Here is a 24,845-nt window from a genome sequence, read left to right as displayed (position 1 = left end):
TGGTAAATATCCGACCGCTTCAGCACCTGATTGGAGAGATGACTGGATCAATAACGATAGTTATAGGTTCTCATAGCGGTTCATGTCCAATACACCCTCTTCCACCGGCGTGGTTTCGTGGATGTACCGCGACAAATCATGGAAGTACTGCCAGAACAGCGGGTGACTGCGGCGCACACCCCAGCGGTCGACGATTTTTTCGAAGCTCTTGGCGTCCTTGGCCTGCTCCATCTGCGCCACAAACTCAGGCACTTGCCGGGCCTGGATATTGAACATGAAGTTCGGGTAGCTGCTGAGCACGCCAGGGTAAATGGTCACAGTGTCCAGGCCCGGCTGATAGCGATACGCCTCACCCAGCAGAAACGCCACGTTACTGTGGGCACGGTTGCGCAGCAGGCTGTAGACCTCGCGCTTGCCGCTGGCAGTTTCGATGCGCAGCATCGTGGCTTCGGGCAATTGCTCGATCACCTTGAGCCCCGCGGCCGGCCGCGAGGTCAGGCGGCTCAGCGCTTGTTCGGCATCCTGCAAGGCCGGGTCGATGCCGTCGCGGGAGCAGAACGCGCCGCTGCAGCGGTTGATCGGGTCGGGGCTGGCGTTCAAATGGCCGTAGCGGGTCAGCAACTGGTTGGCGAAGTCACGCTTGGGGTCTTTTTCGCTCAGGTGCAAACCACTGGCCTTGTCATCGTCAATCGCTTCGTAGTCCAGCCACAGCTTGAGCTTGCCGCTGTTCTGGTACCAGTCGTCCATGAAGTCTTCGCGGGTGTCGGCGGGCATCAGGCGCAGGAAGTTCTGCTCGGCACCGTTGCGGATCAGGTCGAAATACAGGCGGGTCTGGGCCTGGTGCGAGACGTTGCCAAACACATCGAAATTCACCGCCAACTGGTAATAGGTGCGTTCCAGCAGTGGGTAGTCGAACAGCCACATCGTCTGCGGAACCTCGCCAATCAGGCCCTTGGTCACCGAGGCGCTGTCGAAATGGCGGAAAATGCTCAACAAGGCATTGTCATTGCCCGCCCACAATGTCGACCAGCTCGGCGCCGGCAGGTCTGCATAGTTGTCACGGCGCAAGGCTTCGTACTGGTTGCGCTTGTCGCGATAGGCCAGCCACAGGCTCAGCACACTGCCCACGTCGTCATTCTGCCCGGGCATGGCCAGCAACGGCGTGGCCTGGCCGCGATAACGCGCATCGGTGACGTACAGATCGTGGTCGGGGTCCTGGAACAGCGTCCAGAAGTTATCGCGGATCACGTCCGTGGCGATCTGCCCACGGCACACCGGCCCGCGAATGAAGGTACGCACGAAGTACTCAGCGTTATCGAGCATGAATTGGTAACGCGCTTTAGCCGGGATGGCTTCGAATGTCGCGAACGGGTTGGCGCGGCTGCCGGGGCCGTAGCCTGGCAAGGCCGTGACTTGCCAGTCGGCGGCGTAGAACAATGCCTTGATCCGCGCCATCTTCGCCGCGCTGAAGGGGTAAGTGATGTGGGTTTTATGCACGATCACGCCCTGCACCGGCCACAGGCGGTAGTACACCTGGGTGCCGGGGTCGTCGTTGGGGCGGCGGGTGGCGATCAGGTCAATCGGCTGGCCACTGGGCGTACGCGAACGCACCCACTGGAAGTAATGCCCCGGCTCGCCGTTCTCGAAATAGATATGCGCCAGGAACAAATGCTCGAACAGCCAGCGCGCCACCAGGCTTTCCCGGGCGCCCGGCTGGTTGAACAGGTTTTCCCACTGTTGCACTTGCAACGCTTCCCTGGCGCTCGGCGCCAGGCCCTGCTCGTCAATCGGCGCGCCGGAGGCCAGCCAGCGTTGCAAAGTCTGGTACTGCTGATCGGTCAGGCCGGTGACCGCCAGCGGCATGCCTTCCTTGGGGTGAGCGCCGGCATAGGCATTGAACTCGCCGGGCGTTGCGCACATATTTTCGCGGTTGAGCCCCAGCACAATGTTGTCGGGCAGCTTGGCATTGGGCGCCAGCGGCGCGTTGTGCCCCAGCTCCAGCATGCGCGCCATCAGCGCAGCCTGGCTGCCCTGGGCGTCCAGCACCGAATAGAAGCCCTTCTGCTGCCACGCCTGCTTACCGAATGCGTCATAAAACAACCGCGTAGTTGGCGTGGCCTGGCTGCGCTCGCCGTCATACACCGGCATTTTGCTTGCCCCGCGTGCGGCGCCCTCGGCGCTCCCGAGGTTGAGCTGGCAGGCGGAGTCGTAGCAGGCGTGGCAGGCCACGCATTTCTCGGTGAAGATCGGTTGGATATCGCGGGTATAGGAAATCGCCGAAGCGGGACCCCCTGCCTGCGCAGTACTGGCTATCAAGGCCAGGACGGCGCTGACGATCAAACGAAGTGACATGTATCGGGTCCCGATTCAAGGCGTGCGGTCTGTGAAATGGCGGTGATTCTACCGGGCCATGACCGCCAGCAACATGAGCGATATTCATGCACAACCCGGACATGCTCCAAATCGGCACAGGTTTGCTATGATTCACGCCCTCCGTAATGCCTGACCAGAGTAGTCCCATGCCCGATCGTAGCGCTCGCCTGCAAGCCCTTCACCAAGCCCTCAAGGAACGCATCCTGATCCTTGATGGTGGCATGGGCACGATGATCCAGAGCTATAAGCTTGAGGAGCAGGACTACCGTGGCAAACGCTTCGCCGATTGGCCAAGCGACGTCAAAGGCAACAACGACCTGCTGGTGCTGACCCGCCCGGACGTGATCGGCGGCATTGAAAAAGCCTACCTGGACGCCGGCGCCGACATTCTTGAAACCAACACCTTCAACGCCACGCGTATCTCCATGGCCGACTACGGCATGGAAGAACTGGCCTATGAACTGAACGTGGAAGGCGCACGCCTGGCGCGCAAGGTGGCCGACGCCAAAACCCACGAGAACCCGGCCAAACCGCGCTTCGTGGCCGGCGTGCTGGGCCCGACCAGCCGCACCTGCTCGCTGTCGCCGGACGTGAACAACCCCGGCTACCGCAACGTGACCTTCGATGAGCTGGTGGAAAACTACACCGAAGCCACCAAGGGCCTGATCGAAGGCGGCGCCGACCTGATCCTGATCGAAACCATCTTCGACACCCTTAACGCCAAGGCCGCGATCTTCGCCGTGCAAGGGGTGTTCGAGGAACTGGGCGTGGAACTGCCGATCATGATCTCCGGCACCATCACCGACGCGTCCGGCCGTACCCTGTCGGGCCAGACCACCGAAGCGTTCTGGAACTCCGTGGCACACGCCAAGCCGATCTCGGTCGGTTTGAACTGCGCCCTTGGCGCCAGTGAACTGCGCCCCTACCTGGAGGAGTTGTCGAACAAGGCCAACACCCATGTGTCGGCGCACCCGAACGCTGGCCTGCCCAATGAGTTCGGCGAGTACGATGAACTGCCGTCAGAAACCGCCAAGGTCATCGAAGAATTCGCCCAAAGCGGCTTCCTGAACATCGTCGGCGGTTGCTGCGGTACTACGCCGGGGCATATCGAAGCAATCGCCAAGGCCGTGGCCGGTTATGCGCCGCGCCCGATCCCGGACATTCCCAAGGCCTGCCGCCTGTCGGGCCTGGAGCCGTTCACCATCGACCGCAGTTCGTTGTTCGTCAACGTCGGCGAACGTACCAACATCACGGGTTCGGCCAAGTTCGCCCGCCTGATCCGCGAAGACAACTACACCGAAGCCCTGGAAGTCGCCCTGCAGCAGGTGGAAGCCGGCGCCCAGGTGATCGACATCAACATGGACGAAGGCATGCTGGATTCGAAGAAGGCCATGGTGACCTTCCTCAATCTGATCGCCGGCGAGCCGGACATCTCCCGCGTGCCGATCATGATCGACTCCTCCAAGTGGGAAGTGATCGAAGCCGGCCTCAAATGCATCCAGGGCAAGGGCATCGTCAACTCCATCAGCATGAAGGAAGGCGTGGAGCAGTTCATTCACCACGCAAAACTGTGCAAGCGCTACGGCGCGGCGGTGGTGGTGATGGCCTTTGACGAAGCCGGTCAGGCCGACACCGAAGCGCGCAAGAAAGAAATCTGCAAACGCTCCTACGACATCCTGGTCAACGAAGTCGGCTTCCCACCGGAAGACATCATCTTCGACCCGAACATCTTCGCGGTCGCCACCGGTATCGAAGAGCACAACAACTATGCCGTCGATTTCATCAACGCCTGTGCCTATATCCGCGACGAACTGCCGTATGCGCTGACCTCCGGTGGCGTGTCCAACGTGTCGTTCTCGTTCCGCGGCAACAACCCGGTGCGCGAAGCGATCCACTCGGTGTTCCTGCTGCATGCGATCCGTGCGGGCCTGACCATGGGTATCGTCAACGCCGGCCAGTTGGAGATCTACGACCAGATCCCCGCCGAGCTGCGTGACGCCGTCGAAGACGTAGTACTCAACCGCACACCCGAGGGCACCGACGCCCTGCTGGCGATTGCCGACAAGTACAAGGGCGACGGCAGCGTCAAGGAAGCCGAGACCGAGGAATGGCGCGGCTGGGAGGTCAACAAGCGCCTGGAACATGCGCTGGTCAAGGGCATCACCACGCACATCGTCGAAGACACCGAAGAGTCGCGCCTGTCGTTCGCACGCCCGATCGAAGTGATCGAAGGCCCGTTGATGTCGGGCATGAACATCGTTGGCGACCTGTTTGGCGCCGGCAAGATGTTCCTGCCCCAGGTAGTGAAATCCGCCCGGGTGATGAAGCAGGCGGTGGCGCACTTGATTCCGTTCATCGAGCTGGAAAAAGGCGACAAACCCGAAGCCAAGGGCAAGATCCTGATGGCCACGGTCAAGGGCGACGTGCATGACATCGGCAAGAACATTGTCGGCGTGGTGCTGGGTTGCAACGGCTATGACATTGTCGACCTGGGCGTGATGGTGCCGGCGGAGAAGATCCTGCAGGTGGCCAAGGAGCAGAAATGCGACATCATTGGCCTGTCCGGTCTGATCACCCCGTCCCTGGATGAAATGGTGCATGTGGCCCGCGAGATGCAGCGCCAGGATTTCCACCTGCCGCTGATGATCGGTGGCGCCACCACGTCCAAGGCGCACACGGCGGTTAAGATCGAGCCCAAGTACAGCAACGACGCGGTGATCTACGTCACCGACGCCTCCCGCGCCGTGGGCGTGGCCACCCAGTTGCTGTCCAAGGAATTGAAGGCCGGTTTCGTCGAGAAGACCCGCCTGGAATACATCGACGTACGTGAGCGCACCTCCAACCGCAGTGCGCGCACCGAGCGCCTGAGCTACCCGGCGGCAATCGCCAAGAAGCCGCAGTTCGACTGGAACAGCTACACCCCGGTGGTGCCAACCTTTACCGGCGCCAGGGTACTGGACAATATCGACCTCAACGTCCTGGCCGAGTACATCGACTGGACGCCGTTCTTCATCTCCTGGGACCTGGCCGGCAAGTTCCCGCGCATCCTCACCGATGAGGTGGTAGGTGAAGCGGCTACCGCGCTGTATGCCGATGCCCGGGAAATGCTCAAGAAGTTGATCGACGAGAAACTCATCAGCGCCCGGGCGGTGTTCGGTTTCTGGCCGACCAACCAAGTGCAGGATGACGACCTGGAAGTCTACGGCGACGACGGCCAGCCTATTGCCAGGCTGCACCACCTGCGCCAGCAGATCATCAAGACCGACGGCAAACCGAACTTCTCCCTCGCCGACTTCGTCGCCCCCAAGGACAGCGGCGTGACCGATTACATCGGTGGGTTCATCACCACCGCGGGCATCGGTGCCGAGGAAGTGGCCAAGGCTTACCAGGACGCGGGCGATGACTACAACTCGATCATGGTCAAGGCCCTCGCCGACCGCCTGGCCGAAGCCTGCGCCGAATGGCTGCACCAGCAAGTGCGTAAAGAACACTGGGGCTACGCCAAGGACGAGCAACTGGACAACGAGGCGCTGATCAAGGAGCAATACAGCGGCATCCGCCCTGCCCCCGGCTACCCGGCGTGCCCGGATCACACCGAAAAAGCCCAGCTGTTCCAACTGCTCGACCCCGAAGCCCGCGAAATGCACGCTGGTCGCAGCGGCGTGTTCCTCACCGAGCACTACGCAATGTTCCCGGCGGCAGCGGTCAGCGGCTGGTATTTTGCCCACCCACAGGCGCAGTACTTCGCCGTGGGCAAGGTCGACAAGGATCAGGTCACCAGCTACACGGCACGCAAAGGCCAGGACCTGAGCGTGACGGAGCGTTGGCTGGCGCCGAACCTGGGCTACGACAACTGAGGTAACGCTGCTACTGGCTGCGGTAACCGTTTACCGCACCTACGATGACTCAATGCGATTTCCTGTGTCGGACCGATTCTCGGTCCGCTGAACCGGCAGCTCAGCACAACCGGTTTTATACAGGAAACGCATGTCATCATGACCGAACCCAATACTCCCTCGTCAAACTCAGCCTTTCGCCAACTGCCCGCCCAGGCAGTGCATGAGCGCTTCGCTACGCGGCCGGCGCTGTATTCCGTCGTCTTCAAGGCATTGCGCAGTCGGATGCTGGAGCACTACCCGTCGCTGGACCTCGACTGGCTTGCGGTCAAACTGGCCAGCCCTCAGCCCAATGGCGAATACACCTACCCCGCACTCATGGAGGTGGCTGTCGCCCATGTACTGAACCCACAGTTACTTGACCTGCGCGCCGTACGCGAGCGTCCGTACTTCCTCACGACACAGCCCCCCGCCGCGCTCAAGACCGGGGATGGCCAGCCGCTCGACATGCAGGTGGTCGCCCAGATTCTTGACGAATTTCCCGCGTCCCTTTACTTGTACATGCAACACGATCTGGCCGACTACTGGAGCCAGGTCGACAATCATGGCAACAGCCGCTGGCAGTGGCTTGCAGAGTTTCTCAATGGTCAGATGATTGCCACTGCGGCCAGCCAGTCACCGCTGAGCGACGTGCAGCGCGATATGCTGGCGGTAGTCGCCGCCTGGCCAGCGCAACGTGAGCGCCTGCCCCGTTCCTCACCCGCCACCTATGTATATTTCATCGAGAGCACACTCACCCGCCTCGGCAAGACGGTGCGGGTATTGACCCCGGACCTGTTATTGGTACGCGATAAACAGGTGTTGCTCTACAGCGTAGCCGGCGCAATCCAGGCGTTTGATTCGCTGGAGGCGTTCAGCCAGGCCTGGGGGAGCAGGATGCAACGCGAGTTTCAGTTCGACAGCCTCACTTGGCAACGCAACGAAACTGCCGCCAACGTATTTGAACAACAGGCCGGGCTGATCCTCAACCAACAACTCGAAGACCTGGCAGCCCTATCGTTCCAGGGGCAAGACGAAAAAGAACTCGATCAACGCCTGGACATGATCACCAACCCGGCCAGGTATTTTACCGACATCAAGTTGCCCGACACCGAGCGCCTTGGCATCGTGAGCCAGCAACTGCCGCAATGGCTCAAGCAAGCCGAGCCCGCGGATCGTTTCGCCTATCACCGCCACTTGCAGGATATGGCGCATGTTCTGCAAAAAAACCAGGGGCGATCGTTCAACGAGGGTATTGAAAACATCCACACATTCAGCCGCAGCGCATTGCGCAAGCAGATGCAAGCCGATCACGGCGATTTCGACCCTGATGCGGTGCTGTTGGACTTTGCGGTAGCGGCAGGTTATCCGGGCGGCGCGGGAATCATCGAACACGTGCGCATGTCGCTGACGGAGCTGGCCCTGAAGAATCTGGCCGGCAAGCCCAAAGGTACGTTGAAGCTGTCTTCCACAACAGCCACGCCACTGCCTGGCTGGTTGAATGAAGACTATCTGATGGGCAGCAACGGCCTGATCCAGCGCGTCGATATCGGCACCACCTACCCTAATGCCCTCAAAGATCTGCTGCTGTCCGATACCGTCGAGGCGCGTCGCCGCGAGTTGCTGTTTACTCGCGAACTGAAGGCTCATCTGCCGATGCAGGCGCTGGAATTCAAGGTCCGCCAGCAGCATGGCATGACCGTGACGGGTTACCAGTATGTCAAGGCACTCATGGGAGAAACGCCTTCGCTCAGACTCGTCAACGATCAGGAAATCGTCCTGCGCCCACTGGCGTTGTGCCGCAAAGCCGGGGCCACACCGGACGAAGTAAATAATATGTTTATCATCGAGCCTCGCGACTCCCAGGTCGGCCCACACTTGCTGTACCGACCGCTGTACGCCGAGTCCCTCAACGAATACCCCACGCGCCAGGCGCTGCTGGAGGCCATCGCCGAACCGGGTGCGTTGCAGGACAGCGTGCTGACCTGGCTGTCGGACAAGGCGCGCCCCATCTATGCACACGGCGGCATCAAAGAGCCGCACATCATCCGCTTCTTGCCCGGCGACGAGTTCAACCGACCCGAGAAACCAGCGCCCGCGACCCTGGCCGTCGATGACGGCGCCGGTGAATGGCTCCAGTCCCAGCTCAACGGCCAACTGCCCAACCATCTGTTTGGCAGCACCGCACGGGCACTGGTCGACCTGGCGGACCGCGAGTCGATCTCCAACACCGAAAGCCGATGGGCCATTGTGATGGAGGGTGCCTGGCTGTTGTTCAATACACTGCTGCTGCCCTTGATACAGGGCCCAGCCATGTTGGCCGGCTGGTTCCTGGTGCTGGTTGCCAGCCTGGAGCAGGACTTGGCAGGCCTGGACAGCAACGATCCCACCACCCGCGAGTTGGCGCTGATTGATTTGCTGCTCAATACTGCGATGGTGTTGCTGCATGGCGCATCGCCTTCTGCCAAACCGTTGTCGCCACCGAGTGCAACCGACAGCGCGTTGCGCCTTGAAACCTGGCGCCGTGCACCAGGCCTGCCGCCACCACAGGATGCGCCAGTGATACGTTCTGGCGCAGTGTCATTGCCGGGAGAACCCCCGGCATCAGGCCACACCGCCCTGGACTTCATTCGCTCGCTGGCAAGCCCACACGCAAGCGAACGACTGAGGGCGATGCTGGACATCAATGTGCCGTGGCCTGAACCCTTGCCGACTGCGCAAGGCAGCGGCCCGCTCAAAGGCCTTTACCGCATAAATGGCACCTGGCACGCCAGCCTCGGCGGGTTGCTGTTCCAGGTCAATGTCGTGCCCGGATTCAACGAGGTCTATCTGGTACACCCGCAATATCCGCAACACCCCGGTTTCAAGCTGATAAGCGACCACCAGGGGCACTGGCGCCTGGACACTCACGCCAGGCTGGAGGGCGGAATGCCCCGGGAACGCTTGAGTAAATGGCAGAAGGAACGTGCCGAAAAACTGGGTGTATTAAAGGCCGAATTGCAAGCACTGAATGCCGAAATATTCTCGCTGATACCCACTTCGCTTTCGCTACAAAGCACTCTGAACGCAGCCCGTGCCCAACTTGTTGAACAAAGCAAAAGCCTGCGCAAGGATTGGTTATTGCTGGCCAGTTCCGCGAACATACCGAAGTTGCACGCAGAAGTTCTTATCCGTCATGAGAAACGGCGCGTCGCGGCGGCCCAAGCCAGGACGCAGTGGAATATCGCCCTCGATAACTTCCAGCAGTACGGCCGCGAGGTAATGACGCTGATGAAAAAAGTCGAAGCCAAGACCAGCGAACTGATGGCTGTCGACAGGACTGACCCCACTTATGTAAGGGAGCGAAACAGGGCAAGCAAAAGCAATTTTGACTTCTGGGCAGGCATCTACGAATCGGTGTCGCAAAAAATGGCAGACGCCCTGGAAACCGATCGTGGAGAAACCGACGCTGAACTCAGCGCCCGCGCATCACGGGAGCTGCCGCAAAACATCAGCGGCGCCTACGACGACTACATCATCACCAAAAAACGCCAGCTTGCCGCGCTTACGGAAATGGTCGAGCCCGCTGAAAAGATCGAGACGTTACTCAAAGAGGCAGACCCGGCCCTGCGCCAGATACTCTTGCAAGGCAAGCCCTCTGATCAAAACATCCGCTCGGTCGCGATCAAACAGCACGCCCTGCTGGTGTTCATGGACTTGGTGTTCAATCGCATGAATGACTCGCGCAACCCAACGGAATTTCCATTCGTACGCGAGCTGACCGACAAGAGAACCGCAACCAGCTTGATGGCGCATACGGAAATGCTCACCACTACCGGCTATTCGGCCCGAGAGCAGATCGACGTTCTCAAGGACGTTCTGGAGCGATATGAGCAATTGGAAAATGCTGTCACGTCGCTGGCTGAAATGAATTCCGGCTTCATTCGCGAGGAGCATCGCCAACCTTTTCTGGACTATCTGGCTTATGCCCGCACCAGCCTTGAAGCGCAGTTGGCCAATTTGATTCTGGTGGAAGAAGGCTTCGCGCCACTGCCAACGCCCGAGCGCATCACACGGCAGAAAGCACCGAACCGAAGAGTGATCAAGACCCGTGACCGCAGGACCCTGGTGGGTGAAGTGCGCCCTGCCCAGCGCGACACACCGGGTAACTTCGTCGATATCAAGGACCCGCTTACCGGAAAAACCCTCGCCACCTACCTTGAACACCCCGGCGAAGGTGTATGGAACGTGGTTGAAGAGGTCGGGCCCTCAGCGCCCGCGCCGACGGCAATCAAGCGTTCGCTGAAAACCATAGAAGCACAGGCGCAAACCGTCAGGGACGAGCGCACCGGCATTGACAGCAGCATCGCCTTCCAACAACGAAAGTTACGCGACCCGGGCCGACTGGAAAGCCTCGATCCCCTTGAGTGGGATGTGATACTGACCCAGCACGCAGCGAAATTCACAACCCTTGCCGAAGAACTCCAGCGCGATCACGCCAACGATCCCGGCGCTCGCACGTTGATCGATCAGTACCGCAGCCTGGCGGCCGAGGCAACGCAACAGGCACGTGAGCGTTGCAGCGAAGGGTACAAGTTGCAACGCCCCAAAGCCTCCCACGTCGATTACTTGTGGAAACACGGTTTTGTCGATATCAACCTGGTGAAGAGCCGCGTGCCGTTGAAGGCCGGTGACTTTCTCACCGAGTATGCAGTACGCGATAAAAGCAAAATCAGGGCGGGTATAAAGGGAAAGGACAATGTTTTGTGGTACGCGCATTTTCATTATTCGGCCGTCGATCAAGCGCCCTCCCAACCTGATTTCGGTCACCTTAAAACCCCGAGTGAACAGCGATATACGCGCCGGGAACTGATTGAACAGGCGCGTGCCGACAACCGCGCCGTGGTCAACCTGGAGAAAGCCGAGATCAAGCCACCGCTTGATCAGCGCCTATTCCTGGGGTTGGAGGTACTGGGTTCCAAATGAGCCTCGACAGACTGTCTATACTCTGCATGAGAACCTTGTTGACGAGGGGTTTATGGACGATCCAATCGATGACAAACCACCGACCTTCCGGCAGATGCTGCACAGCGTGACGGCCGCCGCGTTCGGTGTGCAAAGCGGCAAGAATCGCGCCCGCGATTTCACCCATGGCAAACCCAGCCACTTTGTGATCCTGGGCGTTGCGTTCACGGTGGTGTTTGCCTTGACGCTGTTTGGCATCGTCAAGCTGGTGCTGTACCTGGCCGGTGTTTAACGCCGCCGCCAATGCAGACTGAACGCATAAACAGGACGCCGGTTTGCCAACGACCGCCAGCGCACGGAATCCACCGGCGCTGGCGGCGCTGATAAACGCAGGCGCTCAGATGAACATTGAATATCGATCGCTGCTCAATCAACGGTTTTATTACTGGTGGCTGACCCAAAATACAGCGGTGCCGACCACGAGAATAATCAGAAACAAAATGGCCCAGGCATCAACGGTACTGTCAGGTTTACGGGCTTTGGTGGAATTACTCATCGCATCGCCTCTTGTCGGTTTTATAGGTGACTGCACTAAGACTCGTCCACAGTAAAGACCAGTCTTGCCCCCATGACAAATGTGGGTATCGCGATAACTGTTCTCATTAGTCAGTTTGGTTATGTGCATATACCCAAACATCACTTTTGCGCATATACGCAAACTGGTATCGTGCGCCGGCTCCGTTGGGAGTGCGCGGCCGTGCGCGCAGATTTGCCGAGAACAGGACCTATATGTACGTATACGACGAATACGATCAGCGCATCATCGAGGACCGCGTCAAGCAGTTCCGTGATCAGACCCGACGCTACTTAGCAGGTGAACTGAGCGAAGAAGAGTTCCGCCCTCTGCGCCTGCAAAATGGCCTTTACGTTCAGCGCTTTGCGCCGATGCTGAGGGTGGCCGTGCCCTATGGCCAACTGACGTCGCGCCAGACGCGAATGATGGCCAAGATCGCCCGCGACTTCGACAAAGGCTATGCCCATATCAGCACCCGCCAGAACGTGCAGTTCAACTGGCCGGCCCTGGAAGATGTGCCGGATATCCTGGCTGAACTGGCTACCGTGCAGATGCACGCCATTCAGACCAGCGGTAACTGCCTGCGCAACGTGACCACCGACCAATTTGCCGGCGTCGCTGCCGACGAGTTGATCGACCCACGGCCGTGGTGCGAAATCGTGCGCCAGTGGACTACCTTCCACCCTGAGTTCGCCTACCTGCCACGCAAGTTCAAGATCGCCATCAATGGCTCGACCTCGGACCGCGCCGCCATCGAAGTCCACGATATCGGCCTGGAGCCGGTGTACAACGCTGCAGGCGAGCTGGGCTTCCGTGTGCTGGTGGGTGGCGGCCTTGGTCGTACGCCGGTGGTCGGTGCGTTCATCAACGAGTTCCTGCCGTGGCAGGACCTGTTGAGCTACCTCGACGCCATCCTGCGGGTCTACAACCGCTATGGCCGTCGCGACAACAAGTACAAGGCCCGGATCAAGATCCTGGTCAAGGCGCTGACCCCTGAGGTGTTTGCCCAGAAAGTCGATGCCGAAATGGAACACCTGCGCGGCGGCCAGACCACCCTGACCGAAGCCGAAGTGCACCGCGTCGCCAAGCACTTCGTCGACCCTGAGTACAAGGGCCTGAGCAATCAGGACGCCGAGTTGGCCGCACTCGACCAGCAACACCCAGGCTTCGCCCGCTGGCGCACGCGCAATACCCTGGCGCACAAGAAGCCCGGCTACGTGGCAGTGACCCTGTCGCTCAAGCCCACCGGCGTTGCACCTGGCGATATCACCGACAAGCAGCTGGATGCCGTCGCCGACCTGGCCGAGCGCTACAGCTTTGGCCAACTGCGCACCTCCCACGAGCAGAACATCATTCTCGCGGACGTTGAACAGAGCCAATTGTTCACCCTGTGGGGCGAACTGCGCGAAGGCGGCTTTGCTACGCCGAACATCGGCCTGCTGACCGATATCATCTGCTGCCCGGGCGGCGACTTCTGCTCCCTGGCCAACGCCAAGTCGATCCCGATTGCGGAGTCGATCCAACGCCGTTTCGACGACCTGGATTACCTGTTCGATATCGGCGAGCTGGACCTGAACATCTCCGGTTGCATGAACGCTTGTGGTCACCACCACGTCGGCCACATCGGCATCCTGGGCGTGGACAAGAAAGGCGAAGAATTCTACCAAGTGTCCCTGGGTGGCAGCGCCAGCCGCGATGCGAGCCTGGGCAAGATCCTCGGCCCATCCTTCGCCCAGGAAGCCATGCCAGAGGTGATCGGCAAGCTGATCGACGTGTATATCGAACAGCGTACCGAAGATGAGCGCTTCATCGACACCTACCAGCGCATTGGCATCGACCTGTTCAAGGAGCGTGTCTATGCAGCGAATCATTAAGAACAACGCAGTCGTCGACGAAACCTGGCACCTGCTGCCCAAGGACGCGAGCTTCGACGGCATCTCCAACTGCGACGACCTGATCGTGCCGCTGGCCCTGTGGCGTGAGCACGGCCACGCCCTCAAGGCCCGCGACGGCGGTTTGGGTGTATGGCTGGACGCCGATGAAGAAGCCGAAGAAATCGGTGATGACGTGCAGTATTTTCAGGTCATCGCCCTGAACTTCCCGGCCTTCACCGACGGGCGCAACTACTCCAACGCCCGCCTGCTGCGTGACCGTTATGGCTACAAGGGTGAACTGCGGGCCATTGGCGACGTGCTGCGTGACCAGTTGTTCTACCTGCACCGCTGCGGGTTCGATGCCTTCGCCTTGCGCGCTGACAAAGACCCGTACGAAGCGCTGGAAAGTCTCAAGGATTTCTCGGTGACCTATCAAGCGGCCACCGATGAACCACTGCCGCTGTTCCGCCGCCGCTGACACCTTGTCCCTGTAGGAGCGAGCTTGCTCGCGAAAAACCTGAACGATAACGCAGGTCGCCTGGCTGTAGTGGCGCCCTCGCGTTCTTCGCGAGCAAGCTCGCTCCTACAGTTCCATCGCCCCGTCAATCCTGTGTGATCGACTGCCGCTTGACATTAAAGTTAACTTTAAGCTTAGCCTGAGGCCTCCCCTGCTCAGGAGTTAACCCATGTCACCGTTCGAATCGCTGCAACTGCCCAACGGCCAAGTCATCGCCAACCGCATCGCCAAGGCCGCGATGGAAGAGAATATGGCGGACCTGCATCAGGCACCGTCCAAAGCATTGAAGCAGCTATACAAGACCTGGGCCGACGGCGAGCCCGGCTTACTGTTGACCGGTAACGTGATGATCGACCGCCGCGCCATGACCGGCCCTGGCGGTGTCGCGCTGGAAAACGAGCAACACCTGGCCAGTTTTCGTGAATGGGCCGACGTAGCCCGGGCCAAAGGTGTGCACTTCTGGGTACAGCTCAGCCATCCGGGCCGCCAGACCATGGCCAACCTCGGTCAACAAGCGTTGGCACCCTCGGCTATTGCGCTGGATGTGGGCAGTTTTTCCAAGATGTTCGCCAAACCCAAGGCCATGACCGAAGACGACATCCAGGACGTCATCAAGCGCTTCGCCACCAGCGCCCGCCTGGCCGAGCAAGCCGGGTTCACCGGGGTGCAGATCCACGGCGCCCATGGCTATTTGTTGAGTCAGTTCCTCTCGCCCTTGAGCAACCATCGCACCGACCGTTGGGGCGGCTCCCTGGAAAACCGGGCACGCCTGCTGCTAGAAGTCATCCGTGCCGTGCGGGCCAATGTCAGCCCTTCATTTTGTGTGTCGGTAAAGCTCAATTCCGCAGACTTCCAGCGCGGCGGCTTCGATGAGACCGATGCACGCGCTGTAGTGGAAATGCTCAATACACTGCCGATCGATTTGCTTGAGTTGTCCGGCGGCAGCTATGAAGCGCCGGCCATGCAAGGTGAAGCGCGGGACGGCCGCACCTTGGCCCGTGAAGCCTACTTTTTGGATTTCGCCACGCAAATGGCGAGCATCGCCACCATGCCACTGATGGTGACCGGAGGTATTCGCCGCTTGCCGGTGGTCCAGCAAGTATTGGACAGCGGCATCGCCATGGCCGGCATCGCCACCGCCCTGACCCTGGAGCCGCAACTGATCAAACAGTGGCGTGAAGGTCGCGACCTCAACCCACAACTGCGGCCCATGGAATGGAAGCGCAAACCGCTGGCCGCCCTCGCCACCCTCGCCGTGGTGCGCGACCAGATGCGGCGCCTGAGCCGCGGCCGTCTGCCCAACCCCAACGTTGCGCCCTGGCTGGCATTGGCCTGTGACCAGTGGTTTATCGCGCGGCGTACGCGGCAGTATCGCGCGAGCATGACGCAATCTTCACATTAATGGCGGAGCATTCGCCGTGATTGAACTGTCCCCTACTGATCAGCAGTTTTTCAACCTCACTGACGATTGGAGTTCCTCATGGCGAAAATCAACCTGGCCCAGCAGTTGGCGACCACCCTGGAACAAGCGGGTATCAAGCGTATCTGGGGGCTCACCGGCGACAGCCTCAATGGCCTGACCGACGCCCTGCGCAGCATGGACAGCATCGAGTGGATGCATGTGCGCCACGAGGAGGTCGCCGCCTTCGCTGCCGGTGCCGAAGCGGCGGCCACCGGCGAGTTGACGGTGTGCGCCGGCAGTTGCGGGCCGGGTAACCTGCATTTGATCAATGGTTTGTTCGATTGCCATCGCAACCATGTGCCGGTGCTGGCGATTGCCGCGCAAATTCCGTCCTCGGAGGTTGGCCTGAATTACTTTCAGGAAACCCATCCCCAGGAACTGTTCAAGGAGTGCAGCCATTTTATCGAGCTGGTGAGCAACCCCGAGCAGATGCCTCAGGTGCTGCACCGTGCCATGCGTTCGGCGATTCTCAACCGAGGCGTGGCGGTGGTGGTGATTCCGGGAGATGTTTCGCTGCTGGAGGTGGAAGATAAGCTCAAGCCTTGGCCGGCCTTGCACGCACCGCGCACCCTGCCGGTTGAGCAGGACTTGCAGCGCCTCACCGACATGCTCCAGAGCAGCGAGAAAGTCACCCTGCTGTGTGGCAGCGGCTGTGCCGGTGCCCACGATCAAGTGGTGGCGCTGGCCGACGCCCTCGGCGCGCCGGTGGTTCACGCACTGCGGGGCAAGGAGCACGTGGAGTGGGATAACCCGTTCGACGTCGGCATGACCGGCCTGATCGGTTTCAGCTCCGGCTACCACGCCATGCTCGATTGCGACACCTTGGTCATGCTCGGCACCGACTTCCCTTATCGCCAGTTCTACCCGACCGACGCCAGGATCATCCAGGTGGACCGCAACCCTCAAGCCCTGGGGCGCCGTGCGACCTTGGACCTGGGCATCGCCGCCGATGTCAGTGAAACCATCGACGCGCTGTTGCCGCGCCTGACCCGCAAGACCGATCGCAGCTTCCTCGAAACCTCCCTCAAGCACTACGAAAAAGCCCGCCAAGGCCTGGATGACCTGGCGCAACCGTCCAAGGCCGGCCGGCCGATTCATCCCCAGTATGTGGCGCGCTTGCTCAGCGAACTGGCCGATGATGATGCGATCTTTACCGCCGATGTCGGCTCACCCACCGTGTGGGCGGCGCGTTATCTGAAGATGAACGGCAAGCGCCGGCTGATCGGCTCGTTCAACCATGGCTCGATGGCCAACGCCATGCCTCAGGCTATCGGCGCCCAGGCGGCGTTCCCTGGACGGCAGGTGATCTCGATGTCCGGGGACGGTGGTTTCACCATGTTGATGGGGGATTTCATTTCCCTGGCGCAACTGCAATTGCCGGTCAAACTCGTGGTGTTCAACAATTCGTCCCTGGGCTTTGTCGCGATGGAGATGAAGGCTGCGGGTTACCTGGACACCGGCACCGAGCTGAAAAACCCGGACTTCGCGGCCATGTCCAATGCCATGGGCATTTTGGGCATACGTGTGGAGCAATCCGAAGACTTGGAGCCGGCACTGCGCCGAGCCCTGGCCCACGATGGCCCGGTGTTGGTGGATGTGGTGACCGCGACTCAGGAACTGGTGATGCCGCCGAGCATCAAGCTGGAACAGGCCAAGGGGTTCAGCCTTTACATGCTCAAGGCGGTGATGAGCGGGCGTGGCGATGAGGTTATCGAACTGGCACGCACCAACTGGTTGCGATAACCCCCTACTGTAGGAGCGAGCTTGCTCGCGAAGATCGCTAACGGTAACGCTGACATCCTGAATGAACGCGTTGTCGTCGAGTTTTTCGCGAGCAAGCTCGCTCCTACAGGTGCCGGGCTAATTTCAGCCTTTCTGCTTTTCCACCCACTTGCCGTAGGCATCGATGAATGCCTGCAGGAACGGCTTGGTCTTGTCCGACACCTTCCCCGCCTCATCGAACACACTGCCTGCCCCGCCCAGATAGGCTTCCGGCTGTTGCATGCACCACACATCCAGGAACACCAGGGACTGGCGCAAATGGTGGTTGGCGCCAAAGCCGCCAATGGCACCCGGCGACACGCTGATGATCGCCCCCGGCTTGCCACTCCAGGCGCTCTGCCCGTATGGGCGCGAGCCCACGTCAATGGCATTTTTCAAGGCCGCCGGCACGGAGCGGTTGTATTCGGGGGTGACGAACAGCACCGCGTCGGATGAACTCACTTGTTTGCGGAAAGTACTGTAGGCTGCGGGCGGAGTTGCACCGTCGATGTCCTCGTTGTAGAGCGGCAAGTCGCCGATTTCAACAATGTTCAACTTGAGATTGGCTGGGGCCAGTTCGGCCAGGGCCAGGGCGACCTTGCGGTTGATCGACTCTTTTCTCAAGCTGCCCACCAGGACGGCAATCGTGTAGACCTTGCTCATTGAGGTTTCCCGACTTCTGAATAAAGGAGCTTGTAGTTATAGAGGCTTCGCGACGCGTCCACCAGAGGGTTGTGCGGATTCCCTCGCCGTTTTCCGTGCAAGCACTTGCGTAGGAAGCGTCTGAAAATATCAGCGAATAGTATTTTTTTCTTATAGGTAAACTACCCCGCTCCCTGACGGTCTACAGAACCGCAAATCGAGTGTTTATCTCCAGAGGTTCTAAACAGATGGCTGCAGTACTTGTTGGACAGTTTCATGCCAGAGACGCGGAAGGCCGCGTTTATTCGGTGCATGAGTTTCAGGAATCCAACCCGGCGCAAGGCGACCTGGCCGGATCGACGCCCACCACGACCTACAAGCTGGCCATTGGCGACCGTGTAGAAAAGCTGGAAGGTGATGAATTCAAACTGATCCAGTCGGGCACTATTCTCGTGCGCGAGTCTGAAACCACTCTGGCATCGTAAGCGCTTGCCTTGTTCACCTGCTCAGTCCTGGGGACTGGGCTGGGGACGTTCATGGGCGGCGGATCTGCGTCACCTCTATGCCCTGCTCGTCTTGCTTGAGCGTCACCAGCACCTGGCCGTGCTCCCCTTGCACGGTAAACATCGAGCGCTTGTAACCTGCCGCATTGTACGCGGGGTAAGCCTCCACCTCCCTGACCAGGGTGATCCCCACGACTGTGCCCACCTGCTCGCCCACCTGTTGCTGGGAGCGAATAAAGGCCTCCAGTGCGAGATTGTCCGGCGTCGGTTCATCCTGATGATTGAAGAAGTAAGCCGCCAGGCCTCCCAAGGTCACCAGGACCACGAGTTGCTTGGCCGTTACCCCGAAGAACGTCGAGGGTAGAGGCATATGAGACCAGACCTGTTTTTTATTTTAAGTACCGGGAAACCGGCAGGGGTCGTTGCTGATCAGACCCGCCATTCTAATGGGGTCCTGGCTGAGCGCCATAGGCCGGGACGACCCCGGCAGTCTTTTTTGCGCACGAAGGCCTGCGCCATTGAATCCCCTGCGCACTGCACATAGACTCCGGCCATGCGTTTACGTCATATCGAAGTGATTCAGGCCATCTTGCAGACCGGCCACCTCGGCACCGCCGCCGAGTGGTTGCAACTCCCCGTGGGCGAAGTAGACACCATCCTCAAGGACGCTGAGCAGCAATTGGGCTTCATGCTGTTCGCCAGCGTGCGCGGGCGTTTGCAGGCCACCCGGGAAACCCTGGAATTGCAGGCACAAATCACTGCTCTGTATGAAGCCCTGGAGCCGTTGCAACGCCTTGCCAGCCGCTTGAAACACCATCATGCGCCGCCCCTGCGCGCCCTCTGCACGCCGCCGTTGGCCAACCAACTGTTGCCCCAGAGCATTGCTGCACTGCGTCGACGCTTCCAGGACATGCCGTGCAACCTGTCGAGCCAGCCAGTTGGCGAGATCATCAACAGCCTGCTGTTGCATGAAGCCGATGTGGGCCTGAGCCTGCATGACCCAGAACATCCACAGATCCAGAGCACGGTGCTGGCCCAAGGCAAATTGCAGTTGCTGGCCCCCCATGGCTGGCTCAAGCCCAAGCAAAAATACATTGCGCTGCAGGAGTTGGCCGGCCAGTCGTTGATCGGCCTTGAAGGCCATGACCCGCTCAGCCGCTTGCTGGATGCCAAGCTGCACGCCCTGCGGCCGCTGCCCGTGGTGCAGACGCGGGTGCAAACCTACCCGATGATGCGCGGCTTGGTGGAGGCCGGAGAAGGCCTGGCGATTGTCGACCCGTTCACCGCCTTGGGTGCACGAGAGTCCGGGCTTGATGCGTGCCCGGTGTCACCACCGATAGTGGTCAGCCTGTATGCGTTGACCTTGAAAGACGCTGCGCCCTCCCCGGCATTGAATGCGCTGCTGGAAATCGTCATCCAGAAAGCCGAAAGCCTGCTTGGCAACGACACCAAGTCCCCGTAGGAGCGAGCTTGCTCGCGAAGAACGTGAACGATCACACGCTCATCCTGATGCAACGCGGCGCCTTGGCGTATTTCGCGAGCAAGCTCGCGCCTACAGGGGTCAGACAGCCTCCACTTGCGCCTTGAACAACCGATACCAGAAAATCGCGACCTCGCGGGTTTGCGGGTCAATCCCGCGATAACGCAGTTGATCGATGCCGCCCATTACATAGCCACAACGCTCATACAGGCGACAGGCGCCGAGGTTGTTGTTCTGGGTCTCAAGCATCATGCCCGGCAGGTTCTTCTTGCGGGCCCAGAACTGCGCCACGTCCAACAACGACTTGGCCACGCCATGTCGGCGCGCCGGTAACGCCACCGCCAACTCGTCAACATGGGCAAAACCGTTCCAGTTGGTGCTGACCACGATATGCCCCACTGCGCGGTCATCCAGGTACGCCATGAAGATCGAGCTGTCGGCGGCATCACGAAAACTGGCGAATTCTTCCGGGTCGATGCCATAGCACTTGCGGTACGGCAGCACTTTTTCCACCGGCCATTGTTCGACGCGCTGGCCCATTTGCGGCACCCCATAGGCACTGACTTCAAAGCTGAAATCATTGCCCCACACATAGGCGTCAAAACCTTCGTCGGCGACTCGCACACTGAGCCCTGGATACTTCGGGTTCATTACAGCTTGCATAGACTTCCTTAACCCTTGATGCAGTCGACGGTATAACGACGGCCACTGCCGTCATCTTCGTGTTGCAGCCCATGCACATCCGCGACAAAACCGGGGAAACTGCTATCGAACGTGCGGGCAAATGCCAGGTAATCGATGATGGAACGTGTTGACTCGGTGAAGCGTTCGCCGGGCATGATCAGTGGTATGCCCGGCGGGTAAGGCACCAGCATTACAGCGGCGATGCGTCCTGCCAAGGCATCGATGCAGACCGCCTCCACCTCGCCCCTGACCAACTGGTCGTAGGCATCGGCGGGTTTCATCGCGACTTGCGGCAATACCGTGTACATACGCTTGAGGTGCCTGGCCGTTGCATTGCTACGGTAACAGCTGTGCAACTGGTCGCAAAGGTCGCGCAGCCCCAGGCCTTGATAACGTGCCGGGCCTTGGGCATACACCGACGGCAAGCAAGTGGCCAGGCTGACATTGGCATCGTAGCTACGCTTGAACTCCAGCAGCTCGGTGAGCAAGGTGCTCCATTTACCTTTGGTAATGCCCATGGAAAACAGCACGAGAAACGAATACAGCCCAGTCTTCTCCACCACCAGCCCGCGCTCCCAGAGGAACTTGCTGACCACTGCAGCGGGAATCCCACACTCGCTCAATGCCCCACCGGCGTTGAGGCCAGGCATCACCAGCGTGACTTTGATCGGGTCCAGCAGCACGTAGTCCTCTACCACGTCGCCAAAGCCATGCCACTCATCCCCAGGGTGCAATAGCCAATCCGCAGTGGCGACCCGGTCAATGCCCGCGACCGAAGGTGGCTGCCAGATGGAAAACCACCAGTCTTCGGCCGCGATATGCTGGCGCAAGTTGGCCAGGGCGCGACGGAAACTCAAGGCCTCGTCGAACATTTCCTGGAGCAGCGAGCGTCCGGCCGGGCCTTCCATCATTGCCGAGGCCACATCCAGCGACGCGATGATGCTGTATTGCGGCGAGGTGGAGATATGCATCATGAAGGCTTCATTGAAGCGGTCACGGTCCAGTTGCCGTGCGCCGCCGTCCTGTACGTGGATCATCGACGCCTGGCTGAATGCCGCCAGCAACTTATGCGTACTGTGGGTGGTGAACACCAAGGGGCTGTCCGGCGTGCGCGAGGTACCCATGCCATAACGCCCGGCGAAGAACTCGTGAAAGGCGGCGTAGGCATACCAGGCCTCATCAAAATGCAGCACCTCGACACTGTTGCCCAGTTGCTGCTTGATCAGTTCGGCGTTGTAACACAGGCCGTCATAGGTGGAGTTGGTCACCACCGCCAATTTCACTTTCGGTGGTCGCCCACGGGTCAAGGGGCTGGCGTCGATCTTGGCGCGGATCGACTCAGGGCTGAATTCGCTCAGGGGGATCGGGCCGATGATCCCCAGCTCGTTGCGCTCCGGGCACAGGTACAGCGGGATCGCGCCGGTCATGATGATCGAATGCAACACCGACTTGTGGCAATTGCGGTCTACCAGCACCAGGTCATCGCGCCCCACCATGGAATGCCAGACGATCTTGTTGGCGGTGGACGTGCCGTTGATCACGAAGAACGTATGGTCGGCGCCAAAGTTGCGCGCGGCGCGTGCCTCGGCTTCGGCCAAAGGCCCGGTGTGATCGAGCAGCGAGCCCAGTTCGGGCACCGATACCGACAAGTCAGAGCGCAGGGTGTTTTCCCCGAAGAACTGATGAAACGCCTGCCCCACCGGGCTTTTGCGATAGGCCACGCCACCGCCATGACCGGGGGTGTGCCAGGAATAATTGGAATCGGCGGTGTGTTGCACCAGCGCCTTGAAGAACGGCGGCAACAGGCCATCCAGGTACGTGCGTGCGGCGCGGGCGACCTGGCGCGCCAGAAACGGCACGGTGTCTTCGAACAGATAAAGAATGCCGCGCAGCTGGTTGAGCTCGCTCATGGCATCGGCGGGCGCGTTTTCCAGGGTGACTTGCTCGCCCAGCGCAAAGATCGGCAGGTTGGGTGCGCGCAGGCGCGCCAAGCGAATCAACTCCACCATGTTCTGCAACAGATGGGTGTTTTCCCCGGCGCCTTCGGCGGCTATCAGCATGCAGGCCAGACCGTGATGGGTAGCGGCCACCAGCCGCCCCTCAGCGTAGTCCACCGCAGAAAAAATACTGAAGCCCTCCTGTTCCAACTCCCTGGCGATGCCTCGAACCCGGTCACCGGCAACGGTGTCGGCCTTGATGTCACGGTGCACGATCAGAACGGGGAACTTCAGGTCTTTGTACATGAGCACTCTTACTCCGGAGGCTTTGCACAAGGGTAGAAGCTGGAAGCAAAAGTGGCGAATGAAGATTTCACAGGTGGTCGAGAGGTATTTATATAACTTCGGTACGGGGCTGAACCTGTCGCGAGGGAGCTTACTCCTGTGACGGCCCGCCTGCCGGGCCATACCTACCTGACACCCCGCGATCAAACTGTGGGAGCTGGCTTGCCTGCGATGACGGCCTGCCAGCCGACACTTATCTACCTGAGGCTCCGCAATCCAAATGTGGGTGGGCTGGGCCGGCATTCCGGCTTTTCCAAAGTGACCCGCTGTAAAAGCGGAACGCTAAATGGCTGTTACCGCAGCAATGGATATGTACTCAATCCAACCGTGTTGACTGTCAGGCCGCATTCGCGAGCAAGCCCGCTCCCACAATTTGATCGCGGGGCGTCAGGTCGATAGGCGTTGGCTGGCAGGCCGCTATCGCAGGCAAGCCAGCTCCCACAGTTTGATCGCGCAGCGTCAGGTAGATAGGTGTTGGCTGGCCGGGAGCAAGCTCCCTCGCCACAGATGCAACTGTGTAAGTACCCATGGCTGCAAGCCTGCTCCTACATGAGCGGTTATTGCTGAGTGAGTTGAGTCCACAACGCCGGCGCACCGGCTGCCTTGGCAATCGCCTCCAGCCTTGCCGCATGCTCGGCCAGGTCCTGCTCGCTGGCACGGATGATCGGCGTCGGCTTGCGATCAGCTGGCAAGCGGCGGATTTCCGAAGGGCGGTTGCCCGACCCTTCCGCCGAACCGCTGCCATCGGATGCATTACCGGCCAGGGACAGGCTGGTCTGCCCGCCGGTCATGGTCAGGTAAACGTCGGCCAGGATCTCGGAGTCAAGCAAGGCGCCGTGGAGTTCACGGCCGGAGTTGTCGACGCCATAGCGCTTGCACAAGGCATCGAGGCTGTTGCGCTGGCCCGGGTGACGCTCGCGGGCCATCATCAAGGTATCGAGGATCGTACAGTGCTGGGAGATGTCCGCACGGTCGGTCTGCCCCATCAGGGCAAATTCGTTGTTGATGAAACCGATGTCGAACGCCGCGTTATGGATGATCAACTGGGCGCCATTGATGAATTCGAAGAACTCATCGGCCACTTCGGCGAAGCGCGGCTTGCCCTTGAGGAATTCGTCAGTGATGCCGTGGACGCCAATCGCGCCCTCGTCACTGTCGCGGTCCGGTTGCAGGTAGACGTGGAAGTGGCGGCCGGTCAGGCGGCGCCCCATCAGTTCGACACAGCCGATTTCGATGATCCGGTGACCATCGGTCACCGGCATGCCGGTGGTTTCGGTATCGAGTACAACAGATCGGATGGCCATCAGGGTTCAGCTCTCAACGGTTCGGTACAGTTCAAGGGGCGGGATATTAGCACGCTCTGTAAACGAAGCGCCCATGGCACCCAATCACCGGTGGACACCCAACAGTTATTTACAACGTTTCGCAAACTTGCTGCGGTTTTCTACGTCCCTCGTCGCTAACCTGCGCGCCTCCTCCAGATACGGAATTCACTGACTCATGTTCAACCTGAAATGGCTGTTCATCCCCTGCCTGTTCAGCGCTGCCGGTGCGCAAGCCACCAGTTTCGTGATGACCACTGACGCCTTGGTGAGCCTGTCGATGAGTGCCACGGGCGGCACCAGCAGCAGCTTCAAGGACGACAAGATTGTGCTGGCGGCCAAGGCCGATGCCGCATCGTTTGTCGCAAGCGAAGGTGCAATACGCGGTGCTCAACTAGAGTCAGCCTTGCGGCATATTCGCCAGACGAGAGTGGATCTGCGATACACGGACGAACAACTCGCCCGTGCGATCCTGGCTCTGTAAGCGTCAACAATCACGGGATGTTTGTGATCAGGCCAACGTCTGCCTGCCTGAAGCTCAATGCCGTGCTG

The 24,845-nt window shown here is 60.0% G+C and carries 17 protein-coding genes; 11 read left to right on the top strand and 6 right to left on the bottom strand.

Annotated features, from left to right (window positions below):
* Positions 1-60 precede the first annotated feature (60 nt).
* Positions 61-2,352: a fatty acid cis/trans isomerase gene (locus HBO10_RS25920; RefSeq protein ID WP_034126063.1), complete on the bottom strand. Its 2,292-nt coding sequence runs from the start codon at positions 2,350-2,352 to the stop codon at positions 61-63.
* Positions 2,353-2,519: 167 nt separating this feature from the next.
* Between HBO10_RS25920 and metH the strand changes: the two genes are divergently transcribed.
* The 8 genes from metH (at position 2,520) to poxB (ending at position 17,362) form a co-directional block, all read left to right on the top strand.
* A complete protein-coding gene (gene metH / locus HBO10_RS25915) occupies positions 2,520-6,230 on the top strand; it encodes a methionine synthase (protein WP_034126064.1) in 3,711 nt (1,236 codons plus the stop codon).
* A gap of 138 nt (positions 6,231-6,368) precedes the next feature.
* On the top strand, positions 6,369-11,213 hold the full coding sequence (locus tag HBO10_RS25910; RefSeq protein ID WP_034126065.1) for a DUF6543 domain-containing protein: 4,845 nt from the start codon (positions 6,369-6,371) through the stop codon (positions 11,211-11,213).
* A gap of 52 nt (positions 11,214-11,265) precedes the next feature.
* Entirely contained in the window at positions 11,266-11,484 is a 219-nt protein-coding gene (locus HBO10_RS25905) for a DUF2970 domain-containing protein (protein ID WP_034126066.1), read from the top strand.
* 43 nt (positions 11,485-11,527) lie between these two features.
* Positions 11,528-11,803, top strand: a complete 276-nt coding sequence (locus HBO10_RS25900; protein ID WP_169922147.1) for a hypothetical protein — start codon at positions 11,528-11,530, stop codon at positions 11,801-11,803.
* Between the two features lie 178 nt (positions 11,804-11,981).
* Positions 11,982-13,640: a nitrite/sulfite reductase gene (locus tag HBO10_RS25895; protein ID WP_034126067.1), complete on the top strand. Its 1,659-nt coding sequence runs from the start codon at positions 11,982-11,984 to the stop codon at positions 13,638-13,640.
* The gene (locus HBO10_RS25890) at positions 13,624-14,118 is read left to right on the top strand and encodes a DUF934 domain-containing protein (protein ID WP_034126068.1); all 495 of its coding nucleotides are present in this window, start codon (positions 13,624-13,626) and stop codon (positions 14,116-14,118) included. Before HBO10_RS25895 ends, HBO10_RS25890 begins: the two co-directional genes overlap by 17 nt.
* A gap of 208 nt (positions 14,119-14,326) precedes the next feature.
* The gene (locus HBO10_RS25885; RefSeq protein ID WP_034126069.1) at positions 14,327-15,559 is read left to right on the top strand and encodes an NADH:flavin oxidoreductase/NADH oxidase family protein; all 1,233 of its coding nucleotides are present in this window, start codon (positions 14,327-14,329) and stop codon (positions 15,557-15,559) included.
* A 78-nt stretch (positions 15,560-15,637) separates the two neighbouring features.
* Positions 15,638-17,362, top strand: a complete 1,725-nt coding sequence (poxB, locus tag HBO10_RS25880) for a ubiquinone-dependent pyruvate dehydrogenase (RefSeq protein ID WP_034126070.1) — start codon at positions 15,638-15,640, stop codon at positions 17,360-17,362.
* Between the two features lie 123 nt (positions 17,363-17,485).
* On the opposite strand, the gene HBO10_RS25875 is transcribed toward poxB, so the two are convergent.
* On the bottom strand, positions 17,486-18,043 hold the full coding sequence (locus HBO10_RS25875) for an NAD(P)H-dependent oxidoreductase (protein ID WP_003190705.1): 558 nt from the start codon (positions 18,041-18,043) through the stop codon (positions 17,486-17,488).
* A gap of 227 nt (positions 18,044-18,270) precedes the next feature.
* Between HBO10_RS25875 and HBO10_RS25870 the strand changes: the two genes are divergently transcribed.
* Positions 18,271-18,507 (top strand): hypothetical protein, encoded by a 237-nt coding sequence (locus tag HBO10_RS25870; RefSeq protein ID WP_032874044.1) that lies wholly within the window; start codon positions 18,271-18,273, stop codon positions 18,505-18,507.
* A gap of 49 nt (positions 18,508-18,556) precedes the next feature.
* On the opposite strand, the gene HBO10_RS25865 is transcribed toward HBO10_RS25870, so the two are convergent.
* Positions 18,557-18,895: a hypothetical protein gene (locus tag HBO10_RS25865; protein WP_034126071.1), complete on the bottom strand. Its 339-nt coding sequence runs from the start codon at positions 18,893-18,895 to the stop codon at positions 18,557-18,559.
* A 183-nt stretch (positions 18,896-19,078) separates the two neighbouring features.
* On the opposite strand from HBO10_RS25865, the gene HBO10_RS25860 reads away from it, so the two are divergent.
* Positions 19,079-19,987, top strand: a complete 909-nt coding sequence (locus tag HBO10_RS25860; protein ID WP_034126072.1) for a LysR substrate-binding domain-containing protein — start codon at positions 19,079-19,081, stop codon at positions 19,985-19,987.
* Between the two features lie 99 nt (positions 19,988-20,086).
* Here the strand turns inward: HBO10_RS25860 and HBO10_RS25855 are convergent, their stop codons facing one another.
* From HBO10_RS25855 to dnaQ, 3 genes are all read right to left on the bottom strand, one after another.
* The gene (locus HBO10_RS25855; RefSeq protein WP_019820276.1) at positions 20,087-20,656 is read right to left on the bottom strand and encodes a GNAT family N-acetyltransferase; all 570 of its coding nucleotides are present in this window, start codon (positions 20,654-20,656) and stop codon (positions 20,087-20,089) included.
* A gap of 20 nt (positions 20,657-20,676) precedes the next feature.
* The gene (locus tag HBO10_RS25850) at positions 20,677-22,932 is read right to left on the bottom strand and encodes an Orn/Lys/Arg decarboxylase N-terminal domain-containing protein (protein WP_034126073.1); all 2,256 of its coding nucleotides are present in this window, start codon (positions 22,930-22,932) and stop codon (positions 20,677-20,679) included.
* Positions 22,933-23,528: 596 nt separating this feature from the next.
* The gene (gene dnaQ, locus HBO10_RS25845; RefSeq protein ID WP_164692278.1) at positions 23,529-24,269 is read right to left on the bottom strand and encodes a DNA polymerase III subunit epsilon; all 741 of its coding nucleotides are present in this window, start codon (positions 24,267-24,269) and stop codon (positions 23,529-23,531) included.
* 202 nt (positions 24,270-24,471) lie between these two features.
* On the opposite strand from dnaQ, the gene HBO10_RS25840 reads away from it, so the two are divergent.
* Complete coding sequence (locus tag HBO10_RS25840; protein WP_014718258.1) at positions 24,472-24,777, top strand: DUF2388 domain-containing protein; 306 nt, start codon at positions 24,472-24,474, stop codon at positions 24,775-24,777.
* Positions 24,778-24,845 lie beyond the last annotated feature (68 nt).

Source organism: Pseudomonas sp. WS 5503, assembly GCF_012985385.1.
Taxonomy (GTDB): domain Bacteria; phylum Pseudomonadota; class Gammaproteobacteria; order Pseudomonadales; family Pseudomonadaceae; genus Aquipseudomonas; species Aquipseudomonas paracarnis.
This window is presented reverse-complemented; position numbering and strand designations above follow the sequence as displayed.